Here is a 19,186-nt window from a genome sequence, read left to right on the forward strand (position 1 = left end):
AGTATTATCTAGCTAGATAACCTGCTTTTTTGTGTTTCTTCTCCTTAAATTAAAAATTTATCGTTGACACATTTTTTATATTCTATATAATGAAAAGGCATAATTTTTATAATTAAAAAGAAAACAATTAAATAAGAGAGTGAATTTATGAGAAAAAAACTACTCATGTTTATGAGCCTGAATACTATGCTTTTAGCAATATCAGCAATTTCAATGATGAGTAATTTTAATAATGAGAATCAAAAAATAAATTATAAGGCTATAAGTTGAATAAAAAGACATACAAAATCTGGTAATAAATTGACCAGTATTGGTTATTACAAATCTGGAAATAATTATATAATAGAGCAAATACCGCCAACTATTTCAGTAATTGCTGCAGAATTACCAGAACAAATTACAAGTTTAAGGAATGCTTTTTATGGCAATAAACAACATATTCGTTGAGAAAAGCCATGAGACACAAAAAATATTACTGATATGAGTGGTATGTTTTATGATGCAATTTGATTAAATGACGAAAGTATAAAAAAATGAGATACTTCAAAAGTAACAGATATGAGTAGAATGTTTCATAAAGCAAAGAAATTTAATCAAGACTTATCAAGTTGAAATGTTTCAAATGTAAGAAATTTCCAAAGTATGTTTGAAGAAGCAAATGAGTTTAATAATGGTAATAAGCCATTAGATTGAGGAGAAAAACTTAAAAATGCTAAGGATATGAGCAAAATGTTTAAGAATACTCCAGAATTTAAGCAAAATTTAAATAATTGATTAATGAAAACTGAAGTTAATAAAAATGATTTTGGCTTAGATACAAATTTACATCCAATGTGATATGTTAAACCACAAGCACAACCTCCTGCAACTTCAGGTTCAGCGTCAAGTAATTCTGATATATCTACTAGATCAGATGATTCTAATCCTTTAATTTCTAGCGATAATAATGTAATGCCAGATAATGAAACATCAATTATAAAACCTAATTCACTTGTAGAACAACCACCTGTCAATTCAGCACCAAAAGATAAACCAGATACACTTAGTGGAAAACTTAACTTAGATAATGAAATTCCTAAGGAAGAAAAAATAGAACAACCTAAGAATGAAAATGAAAGTTCTACGAAAAATAAAGAAGATGATCATAAAAGTGATAAAAATCTTTACAAGATTCCAAGTTATAGACCTAACACTGTATTAAAATCAAACTCATCAAATGCAGCAGTTATTGCTGGAGCTGTTTTAGGAACTTTTTCACTTTTAGGAATTGGTGCTGGAGCTGGATATTATTATCGTAAAAATCTAAAGAACTTTTATTTAAAATCAGCAGATAAAATGAAACCGGTTTATGTTAAAACAAAGGGTGGTTTAAAGGAATTCTATAATAAGTCAAAAACTAAAATTAAAGATAGACTATCTAAGATCAAGTCTAAAAAATAATAAAAAATATAATATGAATAAAATGCAGTATTATCTAACTAGATAACCTGCTTTTTTTTATACTCAAAACCTTTTATTAAAGCTTTGGGTTTCAATAGCATAAAGACTTTATGAAATTTGGTATTGACACGGTTTTTATAATCTATATAATCGAAATGCATAATTTACATACTTAAAAAAGTAAGTTAGAAAGTAAAGTAATGAAGAAATTATTAACCATTTTAATTATTAATAGTGCTACATTTTTAATTTCATCAGGTTTTGTGTTATTTAGTAATATTAATAAAAATTATGAAATAAATTATAATATGTCAAATAGTTTAGCCGATCACAAATTGGAAGGCTCAGGTTTTTGAAAAAAACTTACTAAAATTGGTTATTATAGAGATGGGAAAAACATTAGAATAAAAACTATTCCTCCAACTGTTACAGAAATTGCTGCTCAATTACCTAGTGAAATTAATAGTTTAAAAAATGCATTTGTTGGTAATAGACAAAATGTTAAATGAACAGTTGCTTGAGATACTTCAAATATAATTGATATGTCAGGTGTTTTTATTAATAATGGATACATTAATGATCCAAGCATAAAGAATTGAAATACATCTAAAGTAACTGATATGAGTAAAATGTTTTATGGTACTAAATCTTTTAATCAAGATATATCAAAATGAGACGTTTCAAAAGTAACAAATTTTGAAGAAATGTTTAATAAAGCAGAAGGATTTAGTCATAATTTACAAGAATGAAATGTAAGTCCTAATGTTAAGAATAATAAGTTTGGATTAGATAAAACAAAGCAACCTAAGTGAACTTTTATTGAACCTGAAAAACCTATCAACAATACACCATTGTCTAGAATTGACAATAAAGTATTAAAAGAAAATGAAATACCAAATAATGATCATAAAATATCTAAACAACCAACAGACAACCTTTATAAAATACCATTAGCTAGAACAAATACTATAAAACTATCTAAATCATCTAACACTGGAGCTATTGTTGGATCTATTTTAGGTACTTTTACTATTCTAGGAATTGGTGCTGGAGTTGGATATTATTATCGTAGTCCTTTAAAAAACTCATTCTTTAAATCAAAAGACTGAATAAAAGACAAACTATCTAAAATTAAATCTAAATAACAAAAATGCAGAAATAATATAATTTCTGCATTTTTTATTATCTATTTACTTGAACAACAATTATTTTCTTTTTTATAAGCAATTACTTCAATTTCAATCAAAGCATCTTTTGGAAGAGCTGCTACTTGAAAAGCACTTCTAGCAGGTTTATGATCTTTAAAAAAATCTTCATAAATACTATTTACTAATGAAAAATCTTTAATATCTTTTAATAAAACTAAAGTTTTAACTACATCAGTTTTTTCATATTCTGCTTGTTTTAAAATTTCATAAATATTATTTAAACATCTTTTAGTTTGTAATTCTATATTATTTTCTAAAACCATAGTTTGAGGGTCTAATCCTAATTGACCAGATAAATATAAAGTACCATTACAAATTTGAACAGCTTGACTGTATGGGCCAATAGCTTTTGGGGCTTTATTAGTACTAATTATTTTCATATTAACCTCCTAATTTAATTTTAAACATATTTTTAATTTATTAATTAATTGCTTTAATTCACTTCTAGGACAAGCAATATTTATTCTAAATCAATCAGTTTGACTAGTATAAAAATCTTGTGCTAGATTAATAATTAAATTGTTTTGTTTTAAGTTATTTTTAAATTCTTCTACACTTATATGATTAAACTTAATTCATACTAAATAAGTTGCTTTTAGATCTATATAATCTAGTTCTTTATATAGATCTAAAAGATGAGTTTTTAAATACATATAGTTATTAAAAACATATTCTTTAAACTCTTTTACTCATATTAAAACATCATCACTAGTATAAGCACTTATTAAAGCTTGTTGATAAAAACTATTAAATAAACCAAACCCATTAATTAAATATTGTTGTTTTATTTTATCTAGTATTTCTTTATTTTTACTAATTAAATAAGAACCTTTTAATCCAGCTAAGTTAAACATTTTATTTGGTGAACTAACTACAACATAGTTATTATTTTTAATATCAAATTCTAATAAAGAATAAAATTTATCTTTTAAAACAATATCACCATGTACTTCATCACTAACTATAATTACATTATATTTACTACAAATATCAATGATTTTTAAAAGATCTTGTTTAGTTCAAACTACTCCTGAAGGATTGTGTGGAGAACATAAAATAAACATTTTTACATTATAAGTTTTTATTTTATTTTCAAAGTCAATAAAATCAATTTCATAATTATGATCTTTATAAACTAATGGGTTATCTATTATGTTTCTATTATTTAGTTGTATAGTAGTTTGAAAAGGTTTATAAACTGGAGATTGAATTAAAATATTATCATTTACATTACTTAGTGTTTGAATAGCTTGAATTAAAGCACTAATAGTTCCATGACCTAAAATAATTTGATCAGTTTCTAAATTAATATTATGTAAGTTTTTATATCAAGTTTTAATGGCATCTAAGCTTTTTTCAATACTACAAGTATAACTATAAGAAGCTTGTTTTGCTCTTTTAATTATTGTATTAGTTATAATTTGTGGAGTTTTAAAGTTAGTATCAGCTATAGAATAGTTTAAAAAATTATTATAATTATTTAATTCATATGATTGTTTAATATTATCTTTGCATCATCTTCTTTCATGAGTTTTAGATCTATTAAAGCTTTTATTAAAATTTTTTATTAAACTTTTAGACATCTTTTCACCTCAATCTAATTATAAAATTTCATTTTTTAGTTAGTTAAAGCTTTTATAAATAAACTAAAATTCTACCTAGTAATTAAAATTAATGATTTTGTTATAATTAAAATAATTAGAAATAGGAGTTTTTATGTATAAATTAATCGCTATTGATATTGATGGAACAGTTTATTCTAGAAAACATGGAATTCATGAACTAACTAAATTAGCTTTAAAAAAAGCAAAAGATAAAGGTATAAAAATTGTTATAGCAACTGGAAGAACTATAACTACAACTAGATTTATTGCAAATCAATTAGATCTTTTAAATACTTCTATACCTTTTATTGGTCAAAATGGTGGTCAAGTTTTTAGTTATGAAAAAGATGGTAGTGTCAAGATTAGATATACAAAAAACTTTACAGATAAACAAGTTGATCAAATCTTTAGTTTAATTAAACAACATAAAGCTCATGCTTTTTGTTATACAATTGATGAAAATATTGCTTATAAAAACAAAGGTCTTTCAGTGTTTTTTTGATGAATGAAAAAAAGAGCTCAAAGACAAGTTAAGATTTATAGTCCTTATAAAAAATTAGAATCAAAAATCACTAAATATATTTGTTTTGGAAAAAAGCAAAATATGAGAGAAATGAGAAAAAAAATTGAAGATTTAGGTTTTAGTGCTTTTTCTTTTAGTTATGTTACAAATGCAAAAGAAAATATAGAAATTAATCCAATTGGTGTTAATAAAGGTTATGGATTAGAATATGTTGCAAAAGAATTAAATATAAAACCTGAAGAAATTTTATTTTTTGGTGATGGAGAAAATGATTTAGAAGCAATCAAGTTTGCAGGAAAAGGTGTTGCTATGAAAAATGCAAAACTTGATATTGTTAAAAATGCAGCTGATGATATAACTAGTTTAACTGCAGATCAAGGTGGAGTTGGAGAATATATTTTTAAACACGTTTTAAAAGAAGAAATACCAAAAGAGTTTAATATAGATAATTAGTTTTTTAGCACTTATTTTTTAAAATATTTGAATTATTATAATTTATTTTATTATTTAATCTATTAAAGTATAATTAAAACAAATAAGGGTGCTGTAAAAGGCTGAGATTATACCTATTAGCAGATCATGGTAATTCATGCGTGGCTAGATTTTTTACAGGTTATGCCCTTTATTTAAAATAATAGGCATAACCTTTTATTTTTCCCTTATTTTAAAAAGGAGATAAATATGTACACAAACAAGTTAAAAGTAGCTTTAGGAACAATGCTATCAGCAGTTTCTATAGCTTCAATTGGTTCATTTGTTGTTGCTTGTCAAAATCCTACTGATAAATGAGATACAACTATTACAATCAACAATGCTTGAGTTAATGATGGGTTTTTAAAAAAAATCGATGAAAATGGAAAAGTTGTTTCAGAAGGTGAATTGAGTAACAAATTTCTTCAATTATTAGGTGAAAGATTTAACGAATTAAAAAATAAAGATGAAGAAACTAAAAAATTTAAAGATGTTAAATTTGAAATAAAAGTTGATGATGATAAGAAAAGCTATTTTTCAAAATTAGAAAAAAACGATAGAGATAATGATGTTTATATTGCTAACTATTCATACTATCTAAATAATGTTTGAGATGCTAGTGCAAAATCTTTAAAAAAAGACTTGCCATTTAAATTAGTTTCACAAGCAGCCACTTTAAGATTTAGTTGACAGTCAGATGACAATACTTTTTATAAGGATGGAAAATCAGATGATTCATTGCGTAAACTAGCAGAAGAAAATAATAAAAAATGAACTGAATATGGTGAATACCCTGATTGATATGCTAAAGAAAAAGAAAATAGTGGAACAAAATTAGAATTTGATGGTTCAAAATACACTAATTTTTATAAAAAAGATGAATTAACTTATGTATACCGTGGTGCCGTTCTAATTGCAGGAAAAGAAGAACAACGTAAAAAAATAATTGGTCAATGAGAAAACAAAAATTGAGACGAATTTATTAAAAATGGTATTGTTTTTGAAAAAACAAGTAGTGCCGGAGCATATAAATATCAAGTAGCATTATTTGCACGCCACTTTGGTAAAACTATAGAAGAAATTAAAAATGATCTTGAAAAAAATCCTGCATATCAAAAATTTATAATCAAAGGTAAAGGGTCTTCTGCAGCTAAACAATTAGGAAAAAAACAAAATAATTCAGATGTTACACCTCTAATTGGATTTGATGATGAAGGTTCATACAACTGAACTAGATCTAAAGAAAAGGGAGAAAAATTTAAACCAACTGATTTTGTATCAAGTATAAAAACAATGACAATGACAATGTCAATGAGCGGAAAAGCTATGATGACTGCTGCATCCACTTCTACTGCAACCACCCCTGCTGCTCCAGTTACAAATGGTATGCAAGATAAAAATGGTTCAATAATTAGAACTTTAACAATGACAAATCCTGCTGGTTATGATGTTGTTTTAGCAAGAAAAGGTTTATCAGACAAACAAGTTGAACTTCTTTCAAAAGCATTAAATTCATTAACATTAACTGAAAATACTTATGGTATTTATACAGGATATAATAAATTTATGCCATTAAATATGGACTTATTTGAAACATTAGTAAAATTACAAGTTCAAGCTGAATCAACACAAGATTTAGTAAAACAAATTCCTGCTATTGAAAAACAAAAATAATAATATAGATGAATAAAGTTATAGATTTAAAAGAAATATCAATTCAATATAATAATAAAAGCGATATAGTTCTAGAAAACATTAATCTAGATGTTTTTCAAGGCGAACTAGTTGCTATAATTGGTCCATCTGGAGTTGGAAAAAGTACTTTATTTAAAGTAATAGTTAATTCATTAAAACCAGTAAAAGGTCAAGTAAAAGTCTTTGATCAAGACGTTCTAAAATTTAATAAAAAACAAAAAAGAAATTTCATTTCAAAAATAGGTTTTCTAACTCAAACTCCAAATCTTATTTATACAGATAATGTTTATAACAACATTATTAGATCAACTAGTAAATACAAAAATAAATTTTATAAATTTTTTAGCTTATTAACAAGAAAACAAAAAATAGCAATTTTTGAAAAATTAGATGAATTAAACATTTTAGATAAAGCTTTTTTTAAAGTAAGTGAACTATCAGGTGGTCAACAACAACGTGTAGAAATTGCAAAGCTACTAATTAAAGATGTAGAGCTAATTTTAGCTGATGAACCAACAAGTAACTTAGACAAAAAAACTAGTATCGAAGTACTTAAATTACTTAGAAATATCTCAAAACAAAATAAAACTATTTTAGTAAATATTCATGATTTAAGTTTAGTTAAAAGATATTTTGATAGAGTAATTGCAATTAATAATAAAAAAATTGTATTTGATAAACCAACTAAGGATATAAAACAATGGCAATTAGACAGAATAATAAAAAGCCATTTCTAGTTAAAGAATCTAATTTCTTTAGATATCGTTATGTTAATAGAACTACTAATACAAAAACAAGTTGAAAGTTTCACCCAATTTATTTTCATCTTTTAATAATTTTAGTTTTATTACTAGTAGGTTGATGTTTTTATAATCAAGCTAGTTTAATTAATTTTGAAAACTTTTATCAAGTAACTAAAAAGCTGATTTTATTATTTAGATTTGAAAATAAAAACTTTTTAGATACTAGTCGTATTTCAAATGAATATACTAACTTGTTTTTAGATACACTAGGATTATTATGAGTAACGATCAAATTAGCTTTAACAGGTACTTTTATTGGTTTTATATTAGCAATAATTACTAGTTTTTTATCATTTAGTAAAGTAAATAATAAATTTTTATCTTATCTAATAAGTGGATTTATTTTAATTTTAAGAAGTACGCCTGAATTGATCTTTATTACACTAATAACTTCTACTTTTAGAAATGAATTAAGTTTATTATTAGTTTATATTTGATTTACTTGGTTGTGATTACATAAATACTATATTGATATGCTAAACTCATTTGATCTACAAGCATATTACATATCAATTAGTCAAGGTAATTCAAAGTTTAAAGCATTTTTTAAAGAAATCTATCCAAGAATTAAAAATAGAGTAATTGCTTTATTTATCTTTTCTTTTGAATCAAACATTAGATGAGCATCACTTTTAGCAGCTTTAAGTTTACCAGGAATTGGTAGATTAATAGTTTATGGTAGTGAAAACACTGCTCATTTTGACCAACTAGGTATACCTTTATTAGTATTAATGGGCTTTATATTGTTCTTAGAGCTTTTAAACTACTTGTTTAAAAAGTATCTAGTTGAAGCTAGATCAAAAGTTTATAAACAAAAAAATGAAACTAAATTAGAATACTATACACGTTTATCTAAAAAACTAAACTTTAATAAAATAATTATTAGTTTAATTTTTATTAGTTTAACTATTATTAGTATTATTACTTTTATAAAAATTCCAATTTATTTATTTAACTTAGATTATGTTAAATCGTTTTTTAAAGACTTATTAAATCCTAATTTTGCTAGTTTTAGTATCTTTAATAAAAATATTGAAAATAACCCTGTTCTTTTAATTTGAAACTCACTGCAATTTACAATTGTAAGTATGTTTATTTGTATTGTTATTACACTTATAGGTATTAGATTACAATCATTAAAGTTAAATAATTTATTTGTTGTAATCATTTTTAGAAGTTTAAATGTATTAATTAGATTAATACCAACTATAGTTTATTTTTATGTATTTAATCCAGTATTTAGTAATGTTTTAACATTAGTAATTATTGTTGTAAGTTTACATCAAGCTTCAAGTAAAGCAAAACAGCTAGTTGAAGTAGTTGATAATTTAAATATTCAAATTATTAATAATTTAAAAATACAAGGATATAGTAATAATCAAATATTTTTAAAGTATGTCTTGCCTGCAATTAAAATTGAATTTATCTCATTGTCAATTTTTTATTTCGAACTTATATTTAGAGCATCAATTACTTATTATATTTTAGCTAGTGATAAATTATATATTGGTCATTTAATTACTAAGTATTTAGATACTAGAGCATTTTATCCAAGATTAGCGATGAGTTACTTATGAATTGGTACATTTGCTATATTAGCTATTAATTTAATAGCAAGATATGTTAATAAAAAAATTAGAAACTAGATATTTTAATAAACTATAATTTTAAATAATAGTAAAAATTCCCTTAGATTTTAAGGGAATTTTTTATTTTGTTTAAATAGTTATTACAAATTATTTTAATGCTTAGTTTTATTGAAATTTCATAAGTATAAGAGCTAATTTAGTCGGATAAATTTAACCATTTTATGCTATTTGCTTGCATATATATATATATATCATTAACTCTATAGGTAATATGGAGGTTTTTTGCTGTGGAAAATAAAATTAAAGATAGCAAAAATTCTCTACTAAATGAAAAACTAATATCTAAATATGTAGTTTGAGCTTTATATGATGATGCTGAAAGTAGTTATCAAAAAGCGATTAAAAAATACTTTGATAATGAATTTATTGTCTATTCAATCGGAATAAATGATCCTAATAAAATAAAGTTTAAAGAATCAGAAAACTATAAATATAAACAGATTGATCTATCTTTACTTAACTTTAACTTGATAAATCAATTAAAAGAATTAGAAAAACCAGACATTATTCTAGCTTCTCCACCTTGTGAGAGTTGAAGCGGAGCTGATTGTGGTGGTAAAATGTTTGCTAAAATATCTACTTCTTCAAAAAAAGTTGAAAGTGATACTTCAGTTTGAGAGATAAGAAATAAAAAATACTATGATGAATATAATAAAACTGCTCATCCTGTTAAAAGAAGATTATTTTTACAAAAAGAAGTTGGTAGAATACTAGGAATTAGTACAATTGGAGCTACTATTCACATAATACAAACATTTAAGCCTAAAGTTTGAGTTATAGAAAACCCAGCAACAAGTAAAACTTGAGAATTTCAAAAACACCATTGAGATTTTCATGAGAACTTTTTTGAAAATAAAACTTATTACTCATCTTATGATATTGATTTTTCTTTAAAACCAACCATTTTTAAAAGTAATATAAAGCTTGACTTATTAAAGTCTAGAAACAAAGGAAATAATGATCATATGGCAAGGGGAAGTTATTCAAAAAGAAGTTCAATTCCAAGTGAATTAGTTAAAGATATTATTGTTCAAATAAAAATGAAGTTAAATAAAAGCAAATAATTATGGAATTTAAAGAAATTGTAAAAAATGCTGTGTTTCACAAGGTTGGAACTAATGCTAATTCTTATTTGAAAACGTTTAAAGACAAATATACTAAAACTAATTCATTTTTTACTTCTCCAAGTAATAATACTAATAATAAAATTTATGTTTATGATGAAAATGAGAAAATAATAGATGCCTTTAAAAGTCACTCTACTTATGATCAATTTTGTTTAACTTTATGTGCTTTTGGTTATATTGAAAATGTAAATGGTACTTATAGAATAATTAAAAAAGAATTAACAAACAAAGAAATTATAGACAATATGTTTTTAAAAAGTTCTAATAAAGATATTTCTATACTTAGACAAAGTAGAATAATTACATTTCTATTTAATTTAAATATTATTAACAAAAATAATCATGAAGATTTTGAATTAAAAGGTAAAAGAAGTTCTGGTGTAGAACTTAAAAATTTGATCGTTGAAACTTCATCTTGAGAAAAACAAATTTGTATGGATATTGACTTAATAATTTATTGTCTAGAAAAAATAAAGACTTATGACTTCCCCCCCGCTACCTTAAACACGGACTAAAAATTTTCAATATTATAACAGGATTGTTTTCTGAATTGTACAGGAGACAATCCTTTTAATTTTTCTTTTATTCTTATATTGTTGAACCAATAAATATATTTATGTATTGCTTTAGTTAAATCTTCTATTGAATTGTATTTCTCACCATAATAAATTTCTTGTTTTAATAAACCAAAAAAATTTTCTATAATAGCATTATCTAAGCAATTACCTTTTCTAGACATACTTTGTATTATGTTATTTTCTTCTAGCGTACTTACTCAACTCATGTGCTGATAATGAAATCCTTGATCAGAATGAATTACTAAACCATTTGTATTTTTAACCTTCTTAAGCGCTTTTTTTAGCATTGAATTAGTTAGGTTTAAGTTAGGTCTAGATTGAATTGAATATGAAATAATTTCACTGTTATAAAGATCAATAATTGGTGACAGATATAGTTTTTGACCATTAACTTTAAACTCTGTTACATCAGTACATCAAACTCTGTTTGCTTTTGTTGAAGAAAAATTTCTTTTAAAACATTGTCTGCGATTTTCCCAACAGTTCCTTTATAAGAACTATATCTTCTGTTCTTTGTTCTAAATTTGACACACTGAATACCAAGTTCTTTAGTTAGCCTTAAAATTTTTTTGTGATTCACAACATATCCCATTGATTTTAAGGTCATTTTTAGCCGTCTATAGCCATATCTTTCAAATGATTTGTTGAATATATCAACAATTATATTTTTAATTCCATATCCTTATCTATTGAATTTTCTAATTTCTTTTTCATTCATAAAAAGAGGATTTAGGTAATTTTGCTATTTTTAAAAGAATAGAAACTTTAGCTTTTTTGTGAGTTTTTAGCATTTCTAAAATTACTTTTGTTTTTTCCTTGTTGATTCTTCTTCTGTCAACAAGGTGTTTAACTTTTTTCAGAATTCAACCTCTAATTTGTAGTATTCAACTTCTTCTTCTAATTGTTTTATTCTATCTTCATTATTAGTTGTTATTTTTGTTTTCTTTTTTTTAACTGGTTTTTTCTTAGAGTTTTTCATAATTTTTTAGGTCTTCCTATATTATTATTTAACCCTAAAATTCCATTTTCTTTATACTTTTTAACTCAACCAGCTATAGTTGATGAATGTATAATATTAAATTTTTTTGCAACTTCCCTGTATGATTCTTTAGTTTTAAGTTTATATAATACTATTTCTTGTTTTGCTTCCAAACTATAATGAGGTTTTGTTTTCTTGTGGGTAAGCGCTTCTATTCCAAACATTTCATATTTGTAAATTCAACCCTTTAAAGTATTAGCCGAGACATTATGCCTGTCTGCCAAATAGGTGCTATTTTTAACATTAAGTCTTTTAGCTTCTTTGACAATTTTTAATTTTTTTTCTAAGCTTCATTTAGCCATATAAAAACCCCACTTCCTGGATTTTTAGTCCGGAATATGGGGTTCGGGGGACTTTATTAAAAAGGAAAATGATTATGCAAAATAATTCAATAACTATTTTAGCTAGAACTATTAAGCAAATGTTCTCATATTTAGAAATAATAGAGATACCTTCATATCAAAGAGAATATTGTTGAAGTAAAGAAAATATTGTTTCACTTTTAAATGACTTATTAGAAAGAAATAAAGATAAGCGTCAACATTTTTTTGGAACTATTACTGAATCAACTGAACCAACTGATGTTAATAATCCAAATATCTTAAAACATAGAATTATTGATGGACAACAAAGACTAACTACCTCACTTTTATTAATTCATTTTCTTAATAGACAAATAATTATAAACTCTAATAATTTAGAAGAATCTGTTTTTAAAAAAGAAGAATTAAAATTAAAAGAATTTAATTTTGAAAAATACTCAGATGAACCAGACGAAGACAGCTTAAAAATTTCACAAGACATTAATAAAATTATTGCCTTTTATACAGGAAATGAACCTAATAGTGATGAAATAAATTTTAAATATAAAAAAATAGAAGAAAACTATAATATTATAAGAAATTTTTTAATCCCTAAAAATTATAAGGTTGATGAGTATAGAAGTTTACTTGATACTTTTTTAAATAATTTTGTGTTTTCTTCATTACTATATCCTGTTAAAGATCCTTTTGAAGAAATGACAATTTTTGAAAATCTGAATTCCAAAGGAGCTCTTTTAGATGATCTAGATTTGATAAAAAATTTCATAATGTTAGTTGATCAAAATAAAAAACCATCAGAAAATCTAATGCAATATGATAGATATGTTAGAAATATTGTTGGGTCAAAAGTAAAGGAAAGTAAAGTAGATAAAACCATCAAAGATTTTTTTACTGTCTTTTTAAAATGATATTTAAAAAACAAATTTAATGATTATCCATCATATGAAATTTATAAGAATTTTAAAAAATACCTAGAACTAAAAAAAGAAAAAAATATAAGTCTAACTGATAGTTTAAAAGAACTAAAAAAATATCTTCTTTTATATTTAACTATTACTAATCCAGAAAAAGATAGTCATATAGGAAATAATTTATGAATAAGAGTAATTGAGCAAAAAAATGTTTATATTAGTTTATTATTTGCTTTATTTACTAAATTTTCAAAATTTGATAACAATAGTGAAGAATGACCTGTAGAATCAATAATCATTGATTATATGAAAGTGTTTTCTTGTCATATCATCAAATTATTAGCCTATCAAGGAACAGGACAATCACTTACTGAATTTTGCTTATGATTTGAAAAACAAATAGTTCAAAATGAAGAAATGACTGTTCAAAAATTATCTAATATCTTAAAAGATAACAGCAATACTGAAAAACATAATTTTGCTAAAACACCTGACTATCAACAAGTTAAAGAGTCACTTTTACATATTAAAGATACAACTAAATGAGTTTCAAAAAGTGTTATTGATGTTGTACAAACTACTATTTTAAACAGAAGTAATGAAAATATTAGTCATACTAAAAAAACAACCTTAGAACATATAATGCCTCAAAAATTAAGTAGTGAATGAATCCAATATTTATCAGATAATGAAAACATAACAGAACAAGAAGTTAGAAATAAGCATGAATTTTATTTAAATCAAATTGGTAATTTGTGTTTTATTGATCTTGGTAAAAATTCAGAATTAAAAAACTATTCATTTGATCATAAAAAATCTAAAGTTTATCGTATGGCTTCAGCCCCACTAATTAACGGAAATGTATTTTTACAAGAATATAAAATTGAACCAATTACTTCATATAATAAGTGAGGATTTGAAGAAATTCAAAAAAGAAGTGAACAAATTGTTGATGCATTTATGAAAATTATTGATTAATAATATTTGAAACATTTTTAAATGTTTTTCTTAAAAAATTTGTGTTCTGCTTACTAGAATATAGAACTAAACCTGAAGAAGAAATGACAATTTTTGAAGACCTAAACTCTAAAGGAAAACCTTTAAGTGATTTTGACCTTATAAAAAATTTTTTAATATCACATAATACTCCAGGTTATTCAACAGAAAAAAACTAGATAAATTTCAGAAAAAAATAACTGACTTTTTAAAACACAAATTAGATAAAAAAGACGAGGGTAAAACTGAGGAATATATAGAAGATTTTTTAAATAATTACTTACGTTTTAAATGGTGTAAAATGGATAAAACAAAGAACAATAATGATTCTTTATTTTATAAATTTAGCAAATCAACTAAACGTTATGCATTATTTAAATACTTTAAAGATTTTGTTTTTAATCATTTAGAACAAAAAATAACAACTAAAGAAACTTATAAAAAATTCATACAACAACTAAATGGCTTTTTACAATTGTACATAAAATTAAAATTTCCAGAAAATTTTAATGATATTGGTTCAAATGAATGGCTTATAGCAATTAGAAATAAAGATATTCACTTTCCTTTAGTGTTTTATTTATATGATAAATATTATTCTCTTCAAGCATATAAATGAGAAGAGCAAGATAAAAGTTCTAAAGCAAATGTTATTAAATACATAAAAGTATTTTCATCACATATTATTAAAGTTATTAGTGTTCATAAAGATAGTCGTTTATCATTATTTGATTTAACATATGAATTTATTGATATGATAAAACACAATAAAAAACCTGAAGAAATAAAAATATGACTTGAAAGTCAGTCTAATGATAATTCAACTCGTGATGGAGTAATTTTTAACACTCCATCAAAAAAAGATTTTTTAGATTCTTGCAAAGCCCAAATAACAACTCCATGAATATCATATTCTCTTGCTTATATAATTCAAATATCATTAGAAAAAGAAAAAAACATTATGACAACATTATGGGAGACAAAATTATACCAACTGTTGAACACATTATGCCTCAAAACTTAAGTAAGGATTGAATAGAAGATTTGAAAAATATTACTAATAATCAAGAAGATATTAATGAGAAACATAAAGAGTATCTTAATCAAATAGGTAACTTAGTATATATAAATTCTGATTCAAACTCATCACTAGGTAATGATTCTTTTCAAATAAAAAAAAGTAGTTATAAAGATTCAAAATGAAGAATACTTAATGGTAGTTATTTAGATAAACTCGAAAAGAAAAATGTTATGTCAGTTTCTAATTATGACAATTGAGATTTTGAAATTATTGAAAAAAACTGAAGTACTTAGTGAATATGTTTATAACATAATGGAAGATCTAAACTTTTTATAGCAATAGCTAAAGCTATTGCTTTTTATTTTTAATAAAGAAATAAATAAGTTTTCTAATTAATTTATTTATTTATTTATAATAAAAAAGAAAGGTTAATATGATACAAAAAAATACACCAGGAGAAGCGTTAAGAACGTTTTTTAACCCAACAGTTTTTGGTTTTGAAATTCTAGCTGTGTTTTTATTAGTATTTTTAGTTCTAACATTTAAACTAATAGCAATACTATTAAAAAAACAACATAATAAAATCTTTTTATCAACAAGTTTTACAATAGCTACAAGTTTGGCTTTCTTTTTACCATTTGCATTTGCTTCAATTGGAGCAAAAACTACAATAGCACCGTTTTTAAACCCTTTAATTGTCTTTTTTAGAGCTGTGTTTATAGGGTTTGGAAAATCAGGTCAAGAAAATAATCAACTTGTGGGACATTTTTTATATAATGGTATTTTTTATATATTATCTGCACAATTAATTGGAGTTATTTTAAGCATAGTAATGTTTTATTTGCTATTTTATAGTATTAAAAAAACTAATAGTAAAAAAATAGAATATCAGTTTTTAAATAATTTAACTTTTAGAGAGTTTTTTAAAAGTTCTTCTGATTTAACAATAATAGGTTTTAGTATTAAAGAATTTGTTTTTATTACATTATTAATATCGGTTCTACCTTTTATATCAGCAATTGATATAGCTATTTATAGATTTGATCAATTTGCAATTATATTAATAGAATTGTTGTTTATTTGAACTATATTATTTATTTCTTCATTTTTTGAATTCTTTTCATTTCATTTAGCATTTCCATTTATAGATATTATCTTTAAAACAGTAGATATTATTTTTAAAAAATCACCAAGTTCTTTAGATATAAAACAATATTTATTTGAATTATTAAGATTTTTCTTAGTAGTAGTGTTTTCAATAATTATTCCTATAATTATAGGATTTATTAGCATACTAATTAAAATGAAAACTGGAGTAGTTGTTTCAGTAGCATAGGAGATTTTATGATAAATAAAAAACACTATAAGAAATTAATTCTTCCAATATTTTGTATTCTACCAGTAGTTTCAACTTCTATTGTTATAGGATGTAAAACAGTTCAAAATGAACAAGGAATTTATAAAATATTTGATTTTGAAAAAGAAAATCAAATAAACATATTATCTGAAATCAATGAATATTTTGAAAAAAATGATCACAATCAAGAATTAGTAAGTTTTGTTAACAAAGAATCACATAAATATATAACTTTAGATAGTTTAATGAAAAATAATTATGCTGCTAAATACGTTAAGTTTGATAAAGATAAATTTAAACAAATTATTAAAGAAAGATTTAATCTTTCAGATGCTTATTTAAACAAATTACAAATAGAAGTTGATTACACTAATATTGATAGAGATTATGGTAATAACTTTGATATTGTTTTTCCAGTTAGAATAAAAAGAGAACTAGAAAATCATAAAAAAGCTAGTTATGCATCTGGTTTATTTAGTGAACAAATAATTAAATTTAGATTAAAAAATGTAAAAAGTTCAGTTCAAGAAGCTTTTTCGGGCGAAGAATTAAAAGATATTTTTAATAAATTAAAAGAACTTAAATATGATAACTTTACAGCTACAGTTAAAAACAATATTTTTGATGAACTTAAAAAGCAAGCTAATCTATGAGGAATTAATGAATTAAATTCAACTCAAATATCAAGTATGTTTGATATTAAAACACCAGAATTTGATAATTTAAAATCTCAAAATTCTAATTTTACTTTTAAAAGCACAATTTTTGGAGTTGATTTTAGTGATAAAAATTTAGCACTAGATGAAGGTTATTTAAAAGTAAGATTTGCTGTTAAAGAAGGTTTTGATTCAACTGAAAAAACTAAAAAAATAAATGAGCTTCAAACTAAAATTAAGAAATTAGCTATAGAAAAAGAGAAATTAGAAAAAAATAACAAAACTGGATCAATAACTGAAACTAATAAGCAACAAATTGAAAAATTAGTTGAAGAAATTAAGAAAAAATCTTTGGAACTAAGAAAAGTTCAAGAAAAAGCATTACCAGCTGAAGCAGGAATCACTAAATTAATAAAATTCAAATTTGATTTAAATGATGAATTTTGAAAAAACATTAAACTAAATGAAGTTATTAGAGTTGATACTATTAAATATGGAATTTCTAATACTGATTTTTCTTCATTAACTAAAAGCAATTTACTAATTAAAATTTTTAATAAAGATGTTAAAAATGTTGATATTAAAAAAATAGAAAAATCATCTGATTTTAGAAATGCAAAATTAGTTTTAGATGTTTTATTAAAAGATAATAAAAAATTAGAATTAAATAAAAAAATTGGGGTTGGTAACTATAGTTTATTATATGCAAATGACTTTACTAAAAATAATATACAAGCTCCATATTTTACAACTGAAAGATTAACTCAAGAAAATTTACAATCAGTAAATAAAGACTTTTTTAGACAATTTGATTCTAAATTATTTTCTGGTGGGTATGCTTCATCAAGAGGATTTTATGCTCCTAAAATAACAACTCCAATATTTATGCATATTGGAGAAGATTATGTTGCTAATGATTTTCAACCTGTTTTAATGCCATATGATGGTGAGGTTATAGGAGCTTATGAGTTAACTACAAAAGTTCCATTTACTGGGGTTGGAACAGTTGTTGTTGTTAAAATAAAAGTTTCTGATTTAGACTGAACTCCTAAAGAAAAAGAAATTTATCTAAACGATAATAAAGATCATATTTATATGTCATTTTTACATTTAGATGCTCAAAGAACTTTAAATAATCAAAATTTAGGATGATCATCAGAAACAGTTGAATTAGGAAGTTCAAGAACAATTCAAGTTGTTAGAAGTGTTACACCAGATTCACCTCAAAAAGTATCAAAAAATACTGTTATAGGTTATTTAGGTAACAATGCTTCTAATGGTGGTTGAATGAGTCATGCTCATATTAATCTATATACAAATAGACCTAGTTATCTATCTGAAAACTACTTTTCAACTAAGGCTTCTCAAGGATTACCTGAACAAAGAATTAAACAATATCATCAAAAAATTAATGGTAAAGAAACTTGAAGACAATTTGGAAATATTGGTTTACACCAATATCCAGGAAAACCACCTTTTACTATAAACGAAGTTGATCCTATTACTGGTATAGAAAAAATAGGTAGTGATAAAAAACCGATCTCAATACAAAATGAATTAGCTTTATTTTTACCAAACTTAAGTATGGGTTTATTTGAAAAAAGATTAGGTTATGCTAACCCTAATCTAGTATATAAACTAAGAGATAATAGAACTGTATCATTTAGTGTAAAAGAGGTTAATAAATTAACATAATAACTAAAAACAGATCTTATGATTTGTTTTTTATTTTTTAAATATAAAAAATATTAAAAAATGTTATTCTCAAATATTAGTTTTTTTCAA

At 23.7% G+C, this 19,186-nt stretch carries 16 protein-coding genes and 1 pseudogene; 14 read left to right on the forward strand and 3 right to left on the reverse strand.

From position 1 onward, the window contains the following. Positions 1-147: 147 nt before the first annotated feature. The gene (locus D500_RS00835; protein ID WP_239759461.1) at positions 148-1,440 is read left to right on the forward strand and encodes a BspA family leucine-rich repeat surface protein; all 1,293 of its coding nucleotides are present in this window, start codon (positions 148-150) and stop codon (positions 1,438-1,440) included. Between the two features lie 200 nt (positions 1,441-1,640). After that, complete coding sequence (locus D500_RS00840) at positions 1,641-2,585, forward strand: BspA family leucine-rich repeat surface protein (RefSeq protein WP_008364125.1); 945 nt, start codon at positions 1,641-1,643, stop codon at positions 2,583-2,585. A gap of 41 nt (positions 2,586-2,626) precedes the next feature. On the opposite strand, the gene D500_RS00845 is transcribed toward D500_RS00840, so the two are convergent. Beyond that, positions 2,627-3,028: a RidA family protein gene (locus D500_RS00845; protein WP_008364123.1), complete on the reverse strand. Its 402-nt coding sequence runs from the start codon at positions 3,026-3,028 to the stop codon at positions 2,627-2,629. 9 nt (positions 3,029-3,037) lie between these two features. Then, positions 3,038-4,231 carry a MalY/PatB family protein gene (locus tag D500_RS00850; RefSeq protein WP_008364120.1) on the reverse strand — a complete coding sequence of 398 codons (1,194 nt, stop codon included), beginning with the start codon at positions 4,229-4,231 and terminating at the stop codon, positions 3,038-3,040. Positions 4,232-4,364: 133 nt separating this feature from the next. Between D500_RS00850 and D500_RS00855 the strand changes: the two genes are divergently transcribed. From D500_RS00855 to D500_RS00880, 6 genes are all read left to right on the forward strand, one after another. Continuing rightward, positions 4,365-5,228, forward strand: coding sequence for an HAD family hydrolase (locus D500_RS00855; RefSeq protein ID WP_008364119.1), 864 nt, complete (start codon positions 4,365-4,367; stop codon positions 5,226-5,228). 228 nt (positions 5,229-5,456) lie between these two features. Beyond that, positions 5,457-6,920: an ABC transporter thiamine pyrophosphate-binding lipoprotein p37/Cypl gene (cypl, locus tag D500_RS00860; protein ID WP_008364117.1), complete on the forward strand. Its 1,464-nt coding sequence runs from the start codon at positions 5,457-5,459 to the stop codon at positions 6,918-6,920. 8 nt (positions 6,921-6,928) lie between these two features. Further along, positions 6,929-7,678 carry a phosphonate ABC transporter ATP-binding protein gene (locus D500_RS00865; RefSeq protein ID WP_008364116.1) on the forward strand — a complete coding sequence of 250 codons (750 nt, stop codon included), beginning with the start codon at positions 6,929-6,931 and terminating at the stop codon, positions 7,676-7,678. Further along, positions 7,642-9,390 carry an ABC transporter permease subunit gene (locus tag D500_RS00870; protein ID WP_008364114.1) on the forward strand — a complete coding sequence of 583 codons (1,749 nt, stop codon included), beginning with the start codon at positions 7,642-7,644 and terminating at the stop codon, positions 9,388-9,390. Before D500_RS00865 ends, D500_RS00870 begins: the two co-directional genes overlap by 37 nt. Positions 9,391-9,620: 230 nt before the next feature. Continuing rightward, the gene (locus tag D500_RS00875; protein ID WP_008364111.1) at positions 9,621-10,457 is read left to right on the forward strand and encodes a hypothetical protein; all 837 of its coding nucleotides are present in this window, start codon (positions 9,621-9,623) and stop codon (positions 10,455-10,457) included. A gap of 2 nt (positions 10,458-10,459) precedes the next feature. Beyond that, on the forward strand, positions 10,460-11,035 hold the full coding sequence (locus D500_RS00880; RefSeq protein ID WP_008364109.1) for a hypothetical protein: 576 nt from the start codon (positions 10,460-10,462) through the stop codon (positions 11,033-11,035). On the opposite strand, the pseudogene D500_RS00885 reads toward D500_RS00880, so the two are convergent. Then, positions 11,032-12,439, reverse strand: a pseudogene (locus D500_RS00885) (IS3 family transposase). The gene D500_RS00880 and the pseudogene D500_RS00885 overlap by 4 nt on opposite strands. Positions 12,440-12,513: 74 nt before the next feature. Here D500_RS00885 and D500_RS00890 point away from each other — a divergent pair. The 6 genes from D500_RS00890 (at position 12,514) to D500_RS00915 (ending at position 19,096) form a co-directional block, all read left to right on the forward strand. Further along, positions 12,514-14,349: a DUF262 domain-containing protein gene (locus D500_RS00890; protein ID WP_008362596.1), complete on the forward strand. Its 1,836-nt coding sequence runs from the start codon at positions 12,514-12,516 to the stop codon at positions 14,347-14,349. A 41-nt stretch (positions 14,350-14,390) separates the two neighbouring features. Beyond that, positions 14,391-14,546 carry a hypothetical protein gene (locus tag D500_RS00895; protein ID WP_195886724.1) on the forward strand — a complete coding sequence of 52 codons (156 nt, stop codon included), beginning with the start codon at positions 14,391-14,393 and terminating at the stop codon, positions 14,544-14,546. A gap of 122 nt (positions 14,547-14,668) precedes the next feature. Further along, on the forward strand, positions 14,669-15,391 hold the full coding sequence (locus D500_RS00900) for a hypothetical protein (protein WP_008362594.1): 723 nt from the start codon (positions 14,669-14,671) through the stop codon (positions 15,389-15,391). After that, positions 15,340-15,681 carry an HNH endonuclease family protein gene (locus tag D500_RS00905; RefSeq protein WP_008362592.1) on the forward strand — a complete coding sequence of 114 codons (342 nt, stop codon included), beginning with the start codon at positions 15,340-15,342 and terminating at the stop codon, positions 15,679-15,681. Before D500_RS00900 ends, D500_RS00905 begins: the two co-directional genes overlap by 52 nt. Positions 15,682-15,821: 140 nt before the next feature. Continuing rightward, positions 15,822-16,724, forward strand: a complete 903-nt coding sequence (locus D500_RS00910; RefSeq protein WP_008362590.1) for an MAG4940 family membrane protein — start codon at positions 15,822-15,824, stop codon at positions 16,722-16,724. 8 nt (positions 16,725-16,732) lie between these two features. After that, entirely contained in the window at positions 16,733-19,096 is a 2,364-nt protein-coding gene (locus D500_RS00915; RefSeq protein WP_008362588.1) for an MSC_0775 family lipoprotein, read from the forward strand. The last annotated feature ends 90 nt before the right edge of the window (positions 19,097-19,186 follow it).

Origin of the sequence: Mycoplasma feriruminatoris (genome assembly GCF_000327395.2) — a bacterium.
Classification (GTDB): Bacteria; Bacillota_I; Bacilli_A; order Mycoplasmatales; family Mycoplasmataceae; genus Mycoplasma; species Mycoplasma feriruminatoris.